General features: G+C 45.5%; 17 protein-coding genes and 1 pseudogene. 12 read left to right on the top strand and 6 right to left on the bottom strand.

Features of this window, described 5'->3' with window-relative positions; all coding sequences use genetic code 11:
• A partial coding sequence (locus H6G48_RS14885; protein ID WP_190722336.1) for a zinc ribbon domain-containing protein occupies positions 1–251 on the top strand: 251 nt, incomplete at its 5' end.
• 330 nt (positions 252–581) lie between these two features.
• Here H6G48_RS14885 and H6G48_RS14880 read toward each other — a convergent pair.
• Entirely contained in the window at positions 582–749 is a 168-nt protein-coding gene (locus H6G48_RS14880) for a hypothetical protein (RefSeq protein ID WP_002801704.1), read from the bottom strand.
• A 191-nt stretch (positions 750–940) separates the two neighbouring features.
• Between H6G48_RS14880 and glmU the strand changes: the two genes are divergently transcribed.
• Positions 941–2,293, top strand: coding sequence for a bifunctional UDP-N-acetylglucosamine diphosphorylase/glucosamine-1-phosphate N-acetyltransferase GlmU (glmU, locus tag H6G48_RS14875; RefSeq protein ID WP_190722339.1), 1,353 nt, complete (start codon positions 941–943; stop codon positions 2,291–2,293).
• Between the two features lie 303 nt (positions 2,294–2,596).
• Here the strand turns inward: glmU and H6G48_RS14870 are convergent, their stop codons facing one another.
• Complete coding sequence (locus tag H6G48_RS14870) at positions 2,597–4,099, bottom strand: DUF3370 domain-containing protein (RefSeq protein ID WP_242034656.1); 1,503 nt, start codon at positions 4,097–4,099, stop codon at positions 2,597–2,599.
• 104 nt (positions 4,100–4,203) lie between these two features.
• Positions 4,204–4,353: pseudogene (locus H6G48_RS14865) on the bottom strand (ISAs1 family transposase); the annotation flags it as partial.
• A gap of 205 nt (positions 4,354–4,558) precedes the next feature.
• On the opposite strand from H6G48_RS14865, the gene H6G48_RS14860 reads away from it, so the two are divergent.
• A complete protein-coding gene (locus tag H6G48_RS14860) occupies positions 4,559–5,140 on the top strand; it encodes a thioredoxin family protein (RefSeq protein ID WP_190722335.1) in 582 nt (193 codons plus the stop codon).
• Positions 5,141–5,307: 167 nt separating this feature from the next.
• Here H6G48_RS14860 and H6G48_RS14855 read toward each other — a convergent pair whose 3' ends face one another.
• On the bottom strand, positions 5,308–6,558 hold the full coding sequence (locus tag H6G48_RS14855) for an FGGY-family carbohydrate kinase (RefSeq protein WP_190722337.1): 1,251 nt from the start codon (positions 6,556–6,558) through the stop codon (positions 5,308–5,310).
• Between the two features lie 2 nt (positions 6,559–6,560).
• Between H6G48_RS14855 and H6G48_RS14850 the strand changes: the two genes are divergently transcribed.
• The 8 genes from H6G48_RS14850 (at position 6,561) to kdpC (ending at position 14,946) form a co-directional block, all read left to right on the top strand.
• Positions 6,561–7,619, top strand: coding sequence for a tocopherol cyclase family protein (locus tag H6G48_RS14850; protein WP_190722334.1), 1,059 nt, complete (start codon positions 6,561–6,563; stop codon positions 7,617–7,619).
• 93 nt (positions 7,620–7,712) lie between these two features.
• Complete coding sequence (locus tag H6G48_RS14845) at positions 7,713–8,063, top strand: hypothetical protein (protein ID WP_147072306.1); 351 nt, start codon at positions 7,713–7,715, stop codon at positions 8,061–8,063.
• A 253-nt stretch (positions 8,064–8,316) separates the two neighbouring features.
• Positions 8,317–8,466: a hypothetical protein gene (locus H6G48_RS14840; protein ID WP_170915412.1), complete on the top strand. Its 150-nt coding sequence runs from the start codon at positions 8,317–8,319 to the stop codon at positions 8,464–8,466.
• Between the two features lie 448 nt (positions 8,467–8,914).
• Complete coding sequence (kdpA, locus tag H6G48_RS14835) at positions 8,915–10,660, top strand: potassium-transporting ATPase subunit KdpA (RefSeq protein WP_190722333.1); 1,746 nt, start codon at positions 8,915–8,917, stop codon at positions 10,658–10,660.
• Positions 10,661–10,675: 15 nt separating this feature from the next.
• A complete protein-coding gene (gene kdpB / locus H6G48_RS14830) occupies positions 10,676–12,835 on the top strand; it encodes a potassium-transporting ATPase subunit KdpB (protein WP_190722332.1) in 2,160 nt (719 codons plus the stop codon).
• Positions 12,835–14,052, top strand: a complete 1,218-nt coding sequence (locus H6G48_RS14825; protein WP_190722331.1) for a DNA cytosine methyltransferase — start codon at positions 12,835–12,837, stop codon at positions 14,050–14,052. The genes kdpB and H6G48_RS14825 overlap by 1 nt, the downstream gene beginning before the upstream one ends.
• A gap of 40 nt (positions 14,053–14,092) precedes the next feature.
• Positions 14,093–14,299 carry a potassium-transporting ATPase subunit F gene (locus tag H6G48_RS14820; RefSeq protein ID WP_190722330.1) on the top strand — a complete coding sequence of 69 codons (207 nt, stop codon included), beginning with the start codon at positions 14,093–14,095 and terminating at the stop codon, positions 14,297–14,299.
• A 2-nt stretch (positions 14,300–14,301) separates the two neighbouring features.
• On the top strand, positions 14,302–14,946 hold the full coding sequence (gene kdpC / locus H6G48_RS14815) for a K(+)-transporting ATPase subunit C (RefSeq protein WP_190722329.1): 645 nt from the start codon (positions 14,302–14,304) through the stop codon (positions 14,944–14,946).
• A gap of 132 nt (positions 14,947–15,078) precedes the next feature.
• Here kdpC and H6G48_RS14810 read toward each other — a convergent pair whose 3' ends face one another.
• Both H6G48_RS14810 and H6G48_RS14805 read right to left on the bottom strand, forming a co-directional pair.
• On the bottom strand, positions 15,079–15,762 hold the full coding sequence (locus H6G48_RS14810) for a YdcF family protein (RefSeq protein WP_190722328.1): 684 nt from the start codon (positions 15,760–15,762) through the stop codon (positions 15,079–15,081).
• A gap of 3 nt (positions 15,763–15,765) precedes the next feature.
• A complete protein-coding gene (locus tag H6G48_RS14805; protein WP_190722327.1) occupies positions 15,766–18,399 on the bottom strand; it encodes a DNA gyrase/topoisomerase IV subunit A in 2,634 nt (877 codons plus the stop codon).
• An 82-nt stretch (positions 18,400–18,481) separates the two neighbouring features.
• Here H6G48_RS14805 and H6G48_RS14800 point away from each other — a divergent pair, with 82 nt between their 5' ends.
• Entirely contained in the window at positions 18,482–18,886 is a 405-nt protein-coding gene (locus tag H6G48_RS14800; protein ID WP_190722326.1) for a response regulator, read from the top strand.
• The last annotated feature ends 79 nt before the right edge of the window (positions 18,887–18,965 follow it).

Here is an 18,965-nt window from a genome sequence, read left to right as displayed (position 1 = left end):
GATGGTTTCCTAGCTCTAAAAGATGTAGTAATTGCGGGTATATTGCTGAAAAAATGCCGTTAAATGTTCGAGAATGGGACTGTCCAGACTGTGGGACTCACCATGACCGAGATATTAACGCAAGTAAAAACATTTTGGCCGCAGGGCTTGCGGTGTCAGTCTGTAGAGTGACCATAAGACCAGAACAGAGTGAATCTGTTAAGGCAGGTGCGGAACCCCGCAAGGGAAAGAAGCAGAAACCTAAATCGTGAGGTTTGGGAATCACCGTCCGTTTTACGGCGGCGAGGATGTCAATAATCTACACCTATCTGGAATTCTCAAAAAACATTTTCCCACCTTCTCGCTAGTAAGAGGGTGGGATTTGAGAATTCTTAGGGAAATTGGTTCTTCGGTTTTTGTTATGCAATGGACGGGGGTTATAAGGGATGGAACCCTTATATAGAAAGGCATTTGGCGATTTTTGTCAATTATTTTTGATCTAGAGCGAACTAATCAATTAAGTCTCTTGCCAGATAAGGATTTAGTCGATTTATGCCCCCCTATCGAACCATACCAGGTAACGAAGAACCGGGAAATTTTCTTTAATTTAGGTTTTGATTCTCTTGGTTTTTGCGCTTGAGGTTTTGCAGTTGTTGCAGCAGTACCTCGATTTCCGCTTCTAGATGCAGGTATTTCACCTGTTGGTCAGCTTGGTAGGTGGTGCGAATCTGTTTCATGGCGGAGGATTCCTTAGTTAGTACAGTTGTCATAGCGGTATCTATAGAGTGCTAATTATGTTCAATTGTTTCAATTTGTATATAGTACCTTAACAATGTCTTAAAGAAAACCTTTTTATGGTAGTTTCTCAACTGGCACAGGATGAAAGAGGGAAAAAATTCTTGCAACCAAGGGGATCGGAGTGCGATATACTCAGTCGCGAACGATATTGGCAAGCATGACCATGGTAGCGGTAGCAATTTTAGCGGCGGGTAAGGGAACCCGAATGAAGTCCAGCCTTCCGAAAGTTTTACATCCCCTCGGCAGTCGCTCGCTAGTGGAACGGGTGCTTAATGTCAGCGAATCCTTACATCCCCAGCGAAAACTGGTGATTATCGGTTATCAAGGGGAACAGGTGCGAAATACTCTACAGCATCTCGAGGATATCGAATTTGTCGAACAAAAGGAACAGTTAGGCACTGGCCATGCTATTCAGCAGTTAATCCCCCATTTAGAGGACTTTCAGGGGGATTTGTTGGTCTTAAATGGCGATGTTCCCCTATTGCGTCCCGAAACCTTGCAAAATCTTCTCCAGATTCATCAAGACCATGGTAACGCTGCCACCCTCTTAACTGCTAACCTCCCTAACCCGAAAGGTTACGGTCGAGTTTTTTGTGATGGCAATAATCTCGTTAAGCAGATTGTGGAAGAAAGAGACTGTACCGATGCCCAACGACAAAACCACCGGATTAATGGAGGCATATACTGCTTTAATTGGTCAAGATTAGCGGCTATACTGCCTAATTTAACCCCCAATAACGATCAAGGTGAGTATTATCTCACGGATGTGGTCAATTTTCTCGATCCCGTCATGGCCGTGGATGTGGAGGACTTTTTAGAAATTAGCGGCATTAACGATCGCAAACAATTGGCCGCCGCCTATGATATCCTACAAACTAGAGTCAAAGATGATTGGATGGCCGCTGGAGTCACCATAATTGACCCCGATAGTGTCACCATTGAGGATACTGTCACCCTCAGTCCCGATGTGATTATCGAACCCCAAACCCATCTGCGCGGTGAGACGATAATCGCTTCTGGTTGTCGTATAGGTCCGGGGAGTTTAATCGAAAATAGTCGCATAGGCAGCGATGTAACGGTCTTATTTTCGGTTATTTCTGATAGTCAGGTGGATTCTGGTTGTCGTATCGGTCCCTATGCTCATTTGCGCGGAGAAGCGAAAATTGGGGCTAATTGTCGAGTCGGTAATTTTGTTGAAATTAAAAAAAGTGACATCGGCAATAAAACCAATATTGCCCATTTATCCTATCTGGGAGATGCCACTTTAGGGGAAAAAGTTAACGTTGGCGCGGGAACAATTACTGCTAATTACGATGGCGTGAAAAAACACCAAACTCTGATCGGCAGTGGCACAAAAACCGGGGCAAATAGTGTTTTAGTGGCTCCTTTAAAATTAGGAAAAAATGTCACCGTGGCTGCGGGTTCAACTATCACTAAAAATGTCCCCGATAATGCTTTAGTTATTGCTCGCGAAAGTCAGCGTGTGATCGAAAATTGGGCAGATCAGTTTCAGTAGGTTAATTCCGGGATTTAAGGCAAGAAAACTGTTGCTAAATTCCGAGATTAGAGTCAAGATAAACGGGAGGGAAAGAAAGAGGGGTTGAGTACCATTCAACCGGCGTTGCTGATTTGAGATATGAATCTTCTTTTGTGGGATTTTTAAAACCTAGACCCAAACTAACTTTTGGATGGGTGCAAGATTGTCATTCATACCTTGATTCAGCAACGCCCTTTTTTTTTTGCTTCCTCTCAGATTAACTCCTGTCAGTTCGCCGTAACAGACAAGGCAGTCAGTGATTTTTGTCTGTTGCAATTTATTTTAATTTTCCAAAGTCTTAATTGTAACCACCTGCGGCGGTGTAGAATCAGGTGGATAAATAACATCTAATTGTACTTTTCTTTGAGTTCCTGGTTTTAAATCTAGTTTTAATAAAGGCTCTAAAACCTGCCCTGTTCTATGCCATAAATGTACATAACTGGTTTGTTGTTTACCTTGATCATCGCTATATTTTAAACGCACTGTACCACGGAAAAAGGGAAAGTCTAATGATGGTTTTCTAAATTTAATTCCTTTTTCAGATAGTCTATCTTCTTTTAAGGGAGTTTCTAAAGTGATGCTAACTGTCTGATTTTTATTAGTGTTATTAGTTAAAGGTATGTTGAGTTGATATTCTACCCCATAGTTACCATGTGCTTCGTAAGCAGTATCAGGATACCGCACTAGCATTTTTGCGGTTTGGCTTTGTTCTGTTCCTAACCTTCCACCCCGTAAGGTGGCTATGGGATAAGAAATAGTTTTACCTGGTTCGGGAATAGTCAGGGTTTGGGTTTTGGTGTTGTCTGTGAGGTTTGCTTTCCATGTTGCACCTTCGGATATACCTGCGACTCTGCTGTAAATTAATTGACCTCCTTTTGCATCTGGGGGTGTGGGGGTTTTATCTCTTGGTCCTGCAAAGTTACCGTTATTTAATAAGTCTTGCCATTCTTTTAATGTGGGTGCGCGCTCGCTACCATCAGCATTTTTTTTCGCAAACATGGCTAAACTCGCTGCATAAATTTTACCACTGCTATTTAATCGGAAAAAACTGGATCTCCCATTGACAGGTTTTTCTAAATTTCTGACTGGGATAGGATGGTTTAATAACATTTGACTTCCCCCAGCAGCAATGACTATTCTTGCTGGAAATTCTTTTTGACGTACTCCCCGCAAAACATCCGCTACTGCTCTTGCACCTGGTCCAGAAAATGCTTTACCATCGTTATTTTCTATGTAGGGTTGCCAGGTGACAAACGGTGCTTCTGTCATTAAATAACTCGCACCTTGTAAAATGTTAATAGTGATAGGTTTTTTACTGGGATTATGTAAAATTACTCCTATATATAAGGTTTGTAAATCCTTGGGATTGTGGGTATAATGATGAGCAAATAAATCAAATCTGCCTTGAATGGGAAAGTTTAAATGTGCGGCTGGAACTTTTTTGTTATTAGGGGTAAAAGTAGAAAGTAGAATACCTTCATTTTTGATCCATTCTGGACTGTTGCTATTAAAAACAGGTATTTTATCTAAACTACCGGGTAAAGGGCGCACTTCTCCAGTTTGTATAATTTCTTGGGGTGCTGGTTTTGCAGGTGTTTGGGCGTTTACTTGATTTTTCGGATGATAGCTATTGAAAGTTGTACAGCCGATAGTTTGAGTAATCGCTAATCCTGATATGATGATGAATACAGGTTTGAGGATGTGGTTTTTTGCTTGCAAAGTTCCCATAATTTGATTTTTCCAGTAAGTTTGCCATTTGCCAGTTTGCCAGTTTGCCTGGAGCATCTCATTTATGCAAGTGAGTAATTATACTTGTCCCTAAAACTGGTTTCTAGCAAGGCTTTCAAAATAGCTTGACATAAAACCTGATTTAGGGGTTACAAAGGTGTTTCCGCTCCATACCCCAGACGAATCCCACTGGCATCTTCACTAAATGTAACATCGAGTACCCAATGGAGACTATTTTCAATACTCCAATGTCTGCGAATCACCTCGGCCTGTTTTTGGGCATCCGCTGCTAAACTACTGATGAAGAAGCGAATTTATGTAGTAGTTTTATTCCATAATTGGCGGACACTGCGAACCATGACTACTGCAGCTCTAACCAGTAATTTAGATAGGTCAATGGCTTATCAGTTCACTGTTTACTGTTTACTGATGCTGGTTAAGGCCTTAAATTTGCGCGATGAAGCGTGAAATGCTATAAAAATCTCAGTCCTCCCTATAGAAAAGAGTAGAAACTTTATGGCACGCACCGAGTCCACAATGTTAGATCTGGGGACAAAAGCTCCCAGTTTTGCCTTACCCGATGTGGTTTCGGGTGAAACTATCTCTCTGGACAGCTTTGCGGCTAAAACCGCTCTGTTAGTCATCTTCCTCTGTGAACATTGTCCCTTTGTTAAACACATTCAAGAAGAACTTACCCGTCTAGGTCGCGATTATGCTAATACCAATCTGGGCATCCTCGCAATTAGTTCTAATGACGTGGAGAAATATCCTGATGATTCGCCCGAAAATTTGAAAAAAATGGCGATAACCCTTGACTTTAAATTCAATTTATGCTATGACGAAAGCCAAGAAGTGGCGAAAGCTTACACGGCAGCCTGTACTCCCGATTTTTTCCTCTTTGATAGTCAGCGCAGCCTAGTCTATCGCGGTCAGTTGGATGATAGTCGTCCTAGTAATGGAATACCGGTGACAGGCAAAGATCTCCGCGCCGCTATTGACAAGGTTTTAACCGGTCAACCGGTGCCGACGGAGCAAAAACCCAGTTTAGGCTGTAATATCAAATGGAAACCGGGTAATGAGCCACCCTATTACGGTTAATTAACGAAGGGTGTAGGGTGTAGGGTGTAGGGTGTAGGGTGTGGGGAGAATAAATAAAATAATCTCCTGTCTCCTGACTCCTATCTCCTGACTCCTGACTCCTGAATACTGACGACCGACTCCTAACCCCACCAACAAACTTTTTGCCGCAAACCCTACTTATGAGACTATTTCAACAGCGTAACCGATTGCTGTGCTAATAGGGCAGTACCATAGGCCGCTTGCTCCTGTTTAGACAAAAGCACGGGAACCCCTAAATGACGCTGACGAATTATTCTCCAAGTCGAATTTTTTGCCCCACCACCAGCACTATAAACTCGCTCTAATTTATTGGCTCCCAATTCCTGTAAACGCTGATAACCTAAAGCTTCAATGCGGGCAATACTTTCCAGTAAACCATGCAAAAATTCTCGAGTATTATCGGGCCGGGGAGTCAGTTTTGCGGGTAAAAAAGGATCATTAATTGGAAAGCGCTCACCCGCTTTTAGTAGAGGATAATAATCTAAATTACTTTCTTTTTGTCCATCTATTGCTAAACTATAATTTCTCAATTCTTGATCAGAAAAAAACTTCTTTAGCACTGCTCCTCCCGTATTAGATGCCCCACCAGTTAACCACAAATTTCCTAAACGATGACTATAGATGCCATAGTTACTATCATCAACTTTCTGGCTACTTAATAATTTTAAGACTAAAGTTGAACCTAAAGATGTCACTGCATCCCCTAAAGAATTAGCACCACTGGCTAAAAATGCCGCTATGCTGTCGGTGGTTCCCGTATAAATTAAACAATCTTTCGGGATAGCAAAACGAGTCACTAAATCTGGTTTAATAGTATCGATCGCTGTACCCGGGGCAAAAATTTGCGGTAATAAATTAAACATCGGTAAATTCTCTAACCAATCGGGATAACAGAGATTTTCGAGATCATAACCTAACTTTAAGGCATTGTGATAATCACTAATTCCCAGTTTACCGTGCAGCAGAAATGCTAACCAATCCGCTTGCGAGAGAAAATAACGCGCTTGCGAAAAAATTTCTTGTTCACTCCACCAAAGTAATTTAGCTAAACTGGAGGTAGCAATAATCACGGGATGGTGAGGGGGTGCTATAGCTTTAATTGCTTCTAAAAAGGCAATTCCTCGCCCGTCATTGTATAATATTGCCTGAGAAAGAGGATTCCCCCAATTATCACATAATAACACCGTCGAGGAAGTACCATTAATTGCGATCGATTTAAGTTCTGAACGCACCGAATCCCCTAGATTATCCAATAAATAAAATAGGGCCTTTTGCCAATCCTGAAAATTGGCATTAGTGAAGGGATAATGAACCTCAGCGACGATATTTTTGCTAGAATCAATAGCAATCGCTCGCGCTCCCGATGTGCCAAAATCAATACCTAAAGATAAACCCATTGATGTCTTCACAACCCCCTCATTCTGGCTACCATTGGGATGGTATCACTCCCCGATTCTTTGAAGGTTGGTACTTCCGAGTCATGATTCCGCAATTAGCCGACGGATTCGCCTTTATGTATTCTATTCAAGACCCAAGCGGCGGTCAAGTCAATAGCGGTGGAGCGGTACAAATTTTAGCCATAGAATCTAATTATCTTTGTCGCACTTTTCCCGATACGGATAAATTTTGGGCAAGTCGTCAGGAATTAGCCATTATCCATTGGGGAAAAACTAACTTAAAAATCCGTCCCCGTCTGCTTTCTCCGTCAGCTTTTTTTGAGTCTGTTCAAGAGGGTTATCAAGCAACGGCAAACCAGCAGCAAGGACGAATTTATGATCCCGTCACTGGAGAAATCTGTCAATGGGATTATCGCGTTGAAACTAGGTACAGTTGGGGAGATAACAAGCGTTTACCCCAAGCAACAGCAGGAATATTATCTTATTTACCGATTTTTGACCCGGGTTGGCAGATTTTAACTGCTCATGGTTTAGCAACGGGAATGATTACCTATGGGGGAAAAAATTACCAATTTGAGAATGTACCTTTTTATAGCGAGAAAAATTGGGGTTATTCTTTCCCCGAAAAGTGGTTTTGGATTAATTGTAATGCTTTCCCTGAAAATCCCGATTTAACCTTAACCGCAGTGGGTTCTACCCGGAAAGTTCTCCACTGGACGGAATCGGTGGGAATTATCGGTATTCACTGGCAAAATCGCTTTTATAAGTTTGATATCTGGAATTCTCAACTAACTTGGACAGTGCAACCCTGGGGATACTGGGAAATGAGGGCAACCAACGAGAATTATACCATTGTCTTAATCGGCATCAGTGATCATCCTCCCGATCGCGTGCGTGTACCCACAGAAAAAGGTCTCTGTTTTGCTTGTCAAGATACCCTCAAAGGTAAATTATCGATAAAATTGGCTGATAGTCGCGGTAAAAACATTATAAATAGCTCTAGTGGTCTAGCTGGTCTCGAAATTGGCGGTATTTGGCCATCAGCTTGGATTAAACAGTGATTTAAATCACCATCGCAACGGCATAATATCACGCTATTATTTATCGAGCGGTATTAACATGGAATCAGTTTTTGATCACTAAAAAATCGTTTCATGAACCAACCTTCTCTCAATTTTGTTGAGCAATTAGTGATAGCAGAAGTGCGGGAACAGTTAAGAAATTTACCTGCTTCCTTTCGCCAATATCTCTCGGAGATTAAAATCGATCGAGTCATGAATAATGCTATCCAAATTCTGCCCCGCAGTTTCAAAACTTTGGGGGAAAAATATCACGATTATCACACCCGAAGATTAAGAATAAAAATTGCTGTAGAAAGAGCGATCACCGATATACTGCATGAACTAAAATTTTATTATGTAGCGCAGACAGAAGTGGAAGATGAAGAAAATATTCCCACGGAACCATATTCTGAAAGGTGGGATAGCAGTTATTTTAATGGCTAGGTACAGAGTCTTCCTTTTCAGGAGTTAGCAGCTATTATTCAGAGGATAATAACCCATTAGTTTATAATTTATTCCTATAAGAAATGTTGTAAATCTCTGCTCAGAAATAGAATCGGTCGGTGAGTCTGGCTGAAAAATTATTTGAAAGTCAAGGAAATAGGCTTTTTTAGTTAAGTTTTACAGAAGTCGCCCTCGATATTTTTTTTGATGATAATTAATACTATTGGTCAAAAGTAATGGCAAAGATGGTTAATTGTCCTCGCCCCACTTTCAACCTTCAGATTTAATTGCCGCCCAAGCTAAAAGTACAGTAGAAAGAATCAAAGAAGCTCCCTTACATGATATCATCGGCGAGACTTGGAAACTATTTCATCAAATTATTTACCCCATAGAACCCCCTTGAGCCATCTTGCACACTTTTCTCTTTTTGTCAAATTTTATGTTAAGAAATATGTGACTAATGGATAGGCTTTTAGCGACGGGAGTGTCAATCAGCAATCTCTGATTACAAATTGCGATGGGGTTTGCATAATTATTCCCGTTTGTTCAGCCACTTGTGACCTAACATCTTAAGAGTCACTGATAATTGCTGATTGTCGGTATTGCCGCATAAGTGCGTAAAAGCTGATAGGACAACGAACGGAAAAAATATAGATTGTCAAGGTGCGACAAATCGCTATAATCGTTCCAGCAGAGGCGATAATAATCCCTCGATCATCCATTTGTTAATGATCGCTAATGATGAGACAAACTCGGTTTTCAGCAAGCGGTTTCGAGACAGCGAACCCGTGAGTTTCCCGGTTGATCGTTGATCGAGCCTCCACGGGCCTTTTTTTGGAGTTGATCGAACCATGTTGCAAGGATGGATTCAAATCGCGCTCACGATCCTGATAATCGTGGCGATCACCCCCTTTTTCGGGCGGTATATGGCTAGGGTGTTCATGGAACGGAGAACCCTACTCGACCCACTGTGCGATCGAGTCGAGAGTCTTCTTTACACCTTCGTCGGAGTGAAAGGGAAAGAGAATATGACTGGCTGGCAGTACGCCCGCGCCGTTCTCTACAGTAACGCGGTAATAGCAATTCTGGTTTTTTCCCTGATTGCCGGCCAAGGAGTCCTTCCCCTCAACCCGACGGGGATCCCCGCCCCTTCTTGGGACACCACGCTACATACGACGATTTCCTTTATCACCAACAGCGACCAACAGCATTATTCCGGAGAAACCACCCTCAGCTACGGGAGTCAGCTCTGGGGTCTCGGCTACCAGATGTTCACCTCGGCCGGAACCGGTCTAGCGGTGGGGATCGCCTTTATTCGGGGATTGACGGGGCGACCGTTGGGCAATTTCTACGTGGATCTGATCCGAGCGATCACCCGTATCCTCTTACCGATCTCGATCGTGGGGGCAATTGCCCTGATCATCGCCGGAGTCCCGGAAACCCTCGCGGGCCCGGCGATCTTGCCGACGCTAGAAAACCCCAACCTGAGTCAGGCGATCGCCCGCGGTCCGGTGGCCCACTTCGAGATTATTAAGGAATTGGGAGAAAACGGCGGTGGCTTTTTTGCCAGCAACTCGGCCCACCCCTTTGAAAACCCGAACGGATTCGTCAATCTGGTGCAGTTGGTAGCGATTCTCTCGATTCCCACCTCCCTGATCTATACCTACGGGGTTTTCGCCGATAATCTCAAGCAAGCTCGGTTAATCTATCTAATTCCCCTCGGTATCTTCATCGGCTTGACGATCATCACAGCGATCGGGGAATATAACGGCAACCAGGCGGTTAACTCCCTGCTAGGGGTGGAGCGAGCGGTTAACTTCGAGGGCAAAGAAGTACGCTTCGGTTGGGCGCAATCGGCCCTGTACGCGGTAACTACCACGGCCACCATGTGCGGTGCGGTGATCGCCATGCACGATTCCTTGATGCCGAACGGCGGCTTCGCCACCCTCTCGAATCTGTTCCTGCAAATCGTTTTCGGCGGCCAGGGAACCGGCACCGCCTACCTGTTTGCCTATCTGATCCTGGCGGTATTCGTCACCGGGCTAATGGTGGGGCGAACCCCCGAATTCCTCGGGCGCAAAATCGAGAAACGGGAAGTGGTGTTAGCGAGTTTTTTAATTCTGCTGGTTCACCCGATCGCCATCCTCATCCCTGGAGCGATCGCCCTTGCCTTTCCCGACTTTCAGGGCATCAGTAACCCCGGCTTTCACGGATTATCTCAAGTTATCTACGAGTACGCTTCCGCCGCTGCCAATAACGGGTCGGGATTCGAGGGACTAGGGGATTCCCAACCTGCGCCGCTTGCGATTGCGGCTGGTGCCAAACCGACGATTACCGCTCTCTGGTGGAATCTAAGCGCCTCCTTCAGTTTACTCGCCGGACGGTATATCCCGATCGCCGCCCTGCTCTTGTTAGCCGATGGGATGTCCCGCAAACAACCAGTTCCCGCCACCACCGGAACCCTCCGCACCGATACCGGACTCTTTACCAGCGTGACGGCGGGGGTGATTTTAATTCTCGGTGCGCTGACTTTCTTGCCGATATTAGCCCTCGGGCCGATCGCGGAAGCCTTTCAAATCACCCGGATGATCGGCTAGGAGTTTGGATAATTTATGAGAACGAACAAAGGAAATTCTAAATCCTCCCGCCCGTTGCGAGTGCCGAGAGGTCGCAGGGACGACCGCCGCCACACCCCCAAGGTAAACCGGACAGGTCTCTATCAACGCGCGATCCGGCAGTCCTTCCTCAAACTCGACCCGCGCATCGCCGTGCGTAACCCGGTCCTGTTCGTGGTCTGGTTAGGAACGATCGTCACGGCCCTGGTGACGATCGACCCGCATCTATTCGGCACGATCGCCGGGGATAGGGGACAACAACGGCTACTTAACGGCATCATCACCCTGATCCTCTTCTTCACGGTGCTGTTCGCCAACTTCGCCGAGGCGATCGCCGAGGGACGGGGAAAAGCCCAGGCCGATGCCCTGCGCTCCACCCGCAGCGACACGATCGCCCGAAAAATCCTGGCCGACGGATCGATCGAGTCGGTCAGTTCCACGGCCTTGGGTCGGGGCGATCGGGTAAAACTGGTGGCCGGGGACGTGATTCCCGCCGACGGGGAAGTGATCGAGGGAATCGGTTCGGTGGATGAATCGGCGATCACCGGAGAATCGGCCCCCGTCCTCAAACAACCCGGAACCGACATCGCCAGTTCCGTCACTGGCGGCACCAGGCTTCTCTCGGACGAGTTGACAGTGCGGATCACTCAAGATCCCGGCCAGGGTTTTATCGATCGCATGATCTCCCTCGTGGAAGGGGCCGAGCGCACGAAAACCCCCAACGAGATCGCGCTGACGGTACTTCTGGCCGTGTTAACCCAAGTCTTTCTAATTGTCGTGGCCACGATTCCGCCGATCGGGAACTATATCGCCGGTTTCCTGGAAACGAGCCTCGGGCCGGCGGTCGCGGATACCTTTCGGGCCGGTTCCAGTATCGCCATCTTGATCTCGCTCCTCGTCGCCCTCATTCCCACGACGATCGGCGGTTTATTGAGCGCGATCGGCATCGCCGGCATGGATCGTGTGGCTCAGTTTAACGTCATCGCCACCTCCGGGCGCGCGGTGGAAGCCTGCGGCGACGTGAATACCCTCCTTCTCGACAAAACGGGAACGATCACCCTCGGCAACCGACTGGCTGACGAATTTATCCCCGTGAACGGTCATAACCTCGAGGAATTAGCCCGCATCTGTCTAGCGGCCAGCCTTTTCGACGAAACCCCGGAAGGACGCTCGATCGTTGCCTTAGCCCGGAATTTGGGCGCGAACCTCGATATCGATGGCCAACCCGGCGAGGGAATCGAATTCTCCGCTCGTACCCGCATGAGCGGCACCGATAGGGCCGGCGAGGAATACCGTAAGGGAGCCGTAGACGCGATTAAAGGTTTCGTCCGTTCCCGCGGTGGTTCCGTTCCCGAGACCCTCGATGAGGCACAGGAAAGGGTTTCCCGTTTGGGGGGGACTCCCCTGGCCGTCTGTCGGGGTAACGATATCTACGGGGTGATCTATCTCAAGGACATCGTGAAGCCAGGATTAAAAGAGCGTTTCGACCAATTACGGCGCATGGGTGTGAGAACGATCATGCTCACCGGCGACAACCAGATCACGGCGGCGGTGATCGCGGCGGAGGCGGGGGTGGATGATTTTATCGCCGAGGCCACCCCAGAAGATAAGATCGAGGTGATCCGTCGCGAGCAAGCCAAGGGCAAGTTAGTTGCCATGACGGGAGACGGAACCAACGACGCACCCGCACTGGCCCAGGCTAATGTCGGTGTGGCGATGAACTCCGGAACCCAAGCGGCGAAGGAGGCGGCCAATATGGTGGATCTCGATTCCGACCCGACCAAGCTGATCGATTTAGTGACCATCGGCAAACAGTTACTCATTACCCGCGGCGCCCTAACCACGTTTTCGGTAGCCAACGATATCGCCAAGTATTTCGCCATTATCCCGACGATTTTCGCCGCTGCCGGGATCGGTGCTTTAAACATCATGGGTTTGAAAAGCGCTCAATCGGCGATCGTCTCAGCCCTGATCTACAATGCCCTGATTATCCCCGTTTTGATTCCCCTAGCACTTAAAGGCGTTCAATTTCGCCCGCTCACTGCTGACCAACTATTGCGGCGCAATATCCTCATCTACGGCGTGGGAGGCATGATTGCGCCGTTTATTGCTATTAAGATTATTGATGAGATAATTTCAGCGATCGGGTTGAGGTAATGGGAAAATCGGCAATATTTAAGCCTAGTTTATTCGGATTGAAGCACTTGAATCGGGATTTTAGCCAAAAAGAAACATGGGGTAAAAATCAATTTAACTCCTCATTTCCAGCTTCTTTGTGCGCTTACTTGGATGGGAAAGGACTGAAAAATGTCTATCTGAAACTTGACGAAAATTTAAAAATTCAACCTGCGGAGTTAAGTACAAAAGAGTTATACGGTCTAGCTCCCGATTCCGATAATTTATTTTATGCTTTCGAGAGTCAATTTAGAGGAGGGAGCAAAATGATCACAATCGATTTATTCGCTGGTTGTGGTGGTTTATCTTTAGGTTTCCAGAAAGCGGGGTTTACTATTGTGGCCGCATTTGATAATTGGATACCTGCTATAGATGTCTATAGAAATAACTTTAGTCATCCGATATTTAATGTCGATTTATCTAGAGAATCTAGCCAAGAAATATTTGCTCAATATAATCCTGAGATTATTGTCGGCAGCCCTCCTTGTCAAGACTTTTCCAGTGCTGGGAAGAGAGACGAGGGTTTAGGACGAGCGAATCTAACGCTCACATTCGCCGAAATTGTAACTGGAGTAAGTCCGCAATGGTTTGTTATGGAAAATGTGGATAGAATTGAGAAAAGTAAAATACTCACTCAAGCAAAACAAATTTTTAAAAGCCATGGTTATGGTTTAACTGAAAAAGTTATCAATTCTTGTTACTGCGGAGTTCCTCAAACTAGAAAAAGATATTTTCTGATCGGTAAAATGAAGGAAGAAGATGATTTTTTAATCGATGAGATCAATGAAAATCTATCAAGTCAACCTCTGACTGTATTTGACTATATGGGCAAAGAATTAGATATAGAATACTATTATAGACATCCTAGAAGCTATCAAAGAAGGGCGATATTCAGTATTTATGAACCTAGCCCTACTATTCGAGGAGTAAATCGACCAGTTCCCAAAACCTATCGACAACATCCCGGGGATGCTTGTCATCTTAAGGAAAAATTAAGACCGCTAACAACGAGGGAGCGAAGCTATATTCAAACTTTTCCTAAAGACTTTATTTTTACAGGAACAAAATCTAATCTAGAACAAATGATTGGCAATGCTGTTCCTATTAATTTGGCTAGATATGTAGGCCAATGTATTCTTAACTATGAATTGAAAAAGGAGAACAAGACAACCTATCGACAACTACAGCTATTTTCTTGATTTACTGGCAAAAACAAATCTCCAAAAAACTCTAATTCTTATGAAAGCAGCCCCTAGAAAATACCGATTTTTCTGGTATATTTTCTTAAATTTCTGTCTAACAATTCTTTTCTCCTCCATCGTTCAAGCTTCTACGGGAAGCACTATCGATAGGGGGCAAGCCTTCGCATTAACCCTTTTAGGATTAGTCGCTTTTGCTTTATTTATCTACCTATTCCTTGTCATCTTTATACCGGAGAGGTTTTAATCATGAGTTTTGCACGCGATGCCGGTAGAGCCATCCGTTCTACCCTAGTTCTCTGGGTAATTACTGCCCTGATCTATCCTTTCTCGATGATCGCCATCGGTCAAATTCTTTTTCCCTGGCAAGCGAACGGGAGTTTAATTACCAATAATCAAGGTCAAGTGGTGGGTTCGGCTCTAATTGGGCAACCTTTCACCAGCGATCGCTATTTCAATAGTCGTCCAAGTACCACCGCCTACAGTACGGCCGATCCGAAAAACGATCCTAACAAAGTCCTGCAAACCGGAATTTCGGGGGCGAGTAACCTAGCTCCCAGTAACCCCCTGTTGATCGAGCGAATTAAAGGAAAACCCGATCCCGACCCGAAAAAAGCACTGGAGGGGGAGATTCCCCGATTAGAGAAGACGGGAATTAAACCCACCGCAGCTCTGGTGTACACCTCCGGATCGAGTCTCGATCCCCATATCACCCCGGAAGCCGCCAGAGCGCAGATCGAGCGGGTGGCGAGGGTGCGGGGATTACCGACGAATCAAGTGGAGATCCTCGTTACCAAAAACACCGATGATCGCTTTCTCGGCATCTTCGGCGAACCGGGGGTTAACCTGCTGAAACTGAATTTGGCTCTAGATGCGATCGCAAATTCCCGATAGGGTTTCTGATGCTAAATCCTGTTTAAAAGGTATAGGAAAGTGGGAAGAGAGAGTTTGCCTTTAAAAACCCCAAGTTAGTAGATTTACAAAAATGGGATGCAGCCGCTAAAAAACTAACTGGGAGATTATTGTTTAGCTGATCTTACCTTGAGATTCACATTGAAAACCTTCATCTTGCCAAGCTTCCAAATCAACGGAATTTAAGGGAATGACTTGCCAACAGGGGGGATGGATTAATTGTCCCACAAAAGCCCAAATTATACTTCTAGTCAGATCTAACCCAGTTTTTAGCTTTGATTCGTGATTACCGGGGATACCAATTTCTCGGACTGCATCGATTTCTACTGCTATACCGTGGGATTGCAAGTGAATTTCTGCTAACCATTTAGCGCGGGGTAAATGAGTAGGAGAGGTGACAACTTTTACTTTATGTACTCCCCATTGTTTTAAAATTGGCACGGCAAAGAAAAAATTGCCGAAGGTAGAATCAGCACACTTTTCTAACCAGACGTTAGTTTTTGGCGCTTTTGCCCGTTCAAATAGTAATAAAATACAGGGGTCTTTCGAGCCTTCGGAAATCAAAATCGGTATATTGGGGTATTGCAGGGCCAGATTAGCTGCATAAATTTCCCGACGAATGCTGCCCCCCAAAACTAAGATGGCATCAATGGGTTTTTGTTGATTAATTGGCAAGCGGACGGCTAAATTAATCGCTAGATTAAGGATAATAAACCCAAAAACCAGAATCAGAGTTAGTTTTAACCATCTTTGCCAATTTCGGTGTTTACGCACAAAATTTTTCGATTTTTTCCCCATTGTTTAGAGATGGTGTAACAATTGTGCTTTGATAATTTTTTCTGCGGGGTTGAGTTTGACTAATTGTGAACCTGTCCCGTCTTTACCCGTAACTGTCACAGTCTCTACCTCTAAGGGTAGTTTTCGATTCTGATTGGTACTTAATAACACTATACTCCCCTCCCGGGCCGCTACCATGGCCGCTAAACTATCCTGTTTGTTAACGAATTGTAAAGCGGGTGAACCAAGATCGCCTAATTGTGATAAGCGTAAATTCTCGATCGCCAGTCTTTTCCCGTAACCTAATCCCGAAATCAGCAGCAGATTTTGCCGATGAGGGAGAGAAACACAGCCGGCTAGATGTTCCCCGTAGCGCAACCGCAAAATTGCTAAACCCTGGGCAGATTTACCCATCATTGGCAATAATTCCTCGCGCACGGGATAACGCAACACCCGACCGCTACTGGTGGCGATCACTAAGTCCAGACCCTCGTGAGTAAAAACAGCGCCATACAGGCGATCGTCTTCTTTCAATTTCATGAGGGACAAACCCCGACTACCAACCCCCTCTAATTCATCGATGGGAAGCCGCTTTATTCGCCCCTGTTGACTCAGTAAAAGCAATTCTTGACTTTTTTGAGGTTCCGTCAAGAAAAATTGATTTAACACGGCTTCTGAATCTTTTTGGGCGGTTTTGGTCAGCAGACTGGAGATTAACACCGGTTGATTGTCTTTTGGAGGAACTTCCCGGGTAGCAATCGGGTAAGCTTTAGCATTATCGAGGATAACTAGGAAATTTTCCCGTTTTTCGATCGCCTGTTGATAGATAATTAAACCCCGGTCCGGCACTCGCTCTTCTGGTGTCGTCCAACTAATTTTATCTTCGGCATCAAGCAATAAAATCGCATTTTCTGGGGGTTCTTGGGGCGTAAATAGGCTTAAAATCGGTTCATTCTCACTCTCAGACTTTTTCTTAACTTTATTCTCCTGTTTTTTAACCACAGAATCCAATTTCTTCCCTGCTGTCTCCTGTCTCCTCTCTCCTGTCTCCTGTTTTTTAACAGCAGAATCCAATTTCTTCCCTGCTGTCTCCTGTCTCCTCTCTCCTGTCTCCTGTCTCCTGTCTCCTGTCTCCTGTCTCCTGTCCCCCGACTTCCCGGTGCGAATTTTTGTCCGTCTGCTATCGGCGAATTTTTTCTTTAAAGAGCGCAATTCTTTTTTCAGAGACTTGAGAAACTCCTGACGGTTATGGAGGAGGGTTTCCAACTGTTGAATTTTTGTTTGTAATTCCGTCGCTTCCGTCTCTAATTTTTGTCTTTCCAAACCGGTTAGACGACGTAGGGGCATAGCCAAGATAGAATCAGCTTGAGCGTCACTAATGCCCAATTCTGCCTGAAAACGATACTTAGCCGTCGTCCCATCGGGAGCATTTTTGAGAATATCCACCACTCGATCGATATTCTGCAAAGCTAATAATAAACCCTCGACTAAGTGTAAGCGATCGCTGGCCTGTTGCAACTCATCGCCATACTGACGGGTGAGAGTCGTTTCTCGAAAGCGCAAGAATTCCTGTAAAACTTGTTTTAAAGATAACTGCCGGGGTTTATTATCGACCAAAGCGAGGATAATCGCCCCAAAATTAGTCTGTAGGGCCGTTTGTTGGTATAAAGCCGCCAAAACCTGCTGCGGTTGACTTTCCCGCTTTAATTCAATCACCACCCGAATGCCTTCGCGATTGCTTTCATCGCGGATATCGGCAATTCCCTCCAATTTCCCTAAATTGACTAATTCGGCGATTTTTTCGATCCATGCCGCCTTATTCACCTGAAAAGGCAACTCAGTAACCACAATTGCCGTCCTTTCCCTTCGGCGCTTGCCCTCAATGATAATTGTTTCAGTTTTCGCCACTCCGCGCACGGGAATAATCCCCCTACCGGTGCGATAAGCCTCCCGAATGCCGGTATCATCTAAAATCTCGCCTCCCGTGGGAAAATCGGGCCCAGGGATAATTTCTACTAACTTTTCCTCGCTTAAATCGGGATTATCAATCAAAGCGATTAAACCTTCCACCACTTCCCCTAAATTATGGGGAGGAATATTAGTCGCCATCCCCACCGCAATACCTGAACAACCATTAAGAATCAGTATCGGTAACTGAGCGGGTAAAACAACGGGTTCCTGTTGAGAATTATCAAAATTACTGCTAAAATTAACGATAGCTTCGCTAATTCCCCCCAAAACCGCCTGATCACCGATGCCGGCCAAACGGGTTTCTGTATAACGCATGGCCGCCGGGGGGTCGTTATCGATCGAACCAAAGTTACCATGGCCCGATAAAAGTGGGTAACGACTGGAAAAATCCTGTACCATACGAACCAGTGCCTCGTACACTGACTGATCGCCGTGGGGATGATATTTACCCAAGACATCCCCCACCACCCGCGCACATTTACGAAAAGGGCGATCGGGAGTTAAACCCAGTTCGTGCATAGCGTATAATATGCGACGATGCACTGGTTTTAGTCCATCGCGTACATCCGGCAAGGCTCGCCCCACGATCACACTCATGGCATATTCTAGATAGGATCGTTCCATCTCTTGGTGTAAGGCCGTGGGTATAATTTGACCACTAGCTAAGAAATCCAGTTGTTTGGCCATGAGTCTCTCGTTTTCAATCTGTCTAGCTGTGAATCATAAGGCATTTTGTCCGTTTTAACCTTGTTTATCCCTGAGCATCCCTATGACGACTGTTTTGATTGTAGAAGACGACCCGATTAATTTTCGCGTTTTTGCCAAAATTTTGACCAAACGAGGTGGTCTAGAGGTTAAAGGGACCGAAGACGTGGAAGAAGTGCTTCGTATTGCTCGGGATAAGGAAGCGGACGTGATCTTAATGGATGTCTCCCTCTCCCATAGTGTCTATGAAGGGAAAGCGGTAGATGGCATTAAAATCAGCCAAATTCTCAAAGCTAACCCCGAAACCGCCGATTTACCCGTTATTCTCGTCACCGCTCACGCTATGGAGGGCGATCGAGAGAATTTTCTCAAGCAGAGTCAGGCCGATGGTTATATTTCTAAACCAGTGGTTGATCACCAAGCTTTTGTTAATCAAATTTTGGCGATCATCGATCGGGAGTCGGTGTAAGCTTTGAGTCTTCTTTCGTTAGTATATCAGTATTGATATAGGGTGGGCTGAATAAATCTTAAAACCTTATTGGGTAAGA

Origin of the sequence: Microcystis flos-aquae FACHB-1344, assembly GCF_014698375.1 — a bacterium.
GTDB classification, from domain to species: domain Bacteria; phylum Cyanobacteriota; class Cyanobacteriia; order Cyanobacteriales; family Microcystaceae; genus Microcystis; species Microcystis aeruginosa.
The sequence above is the reverse complement of the archived record's forward strand: the minus strand, read 5'-3'. Positions and strand labels throughout refer to the sequence as shown.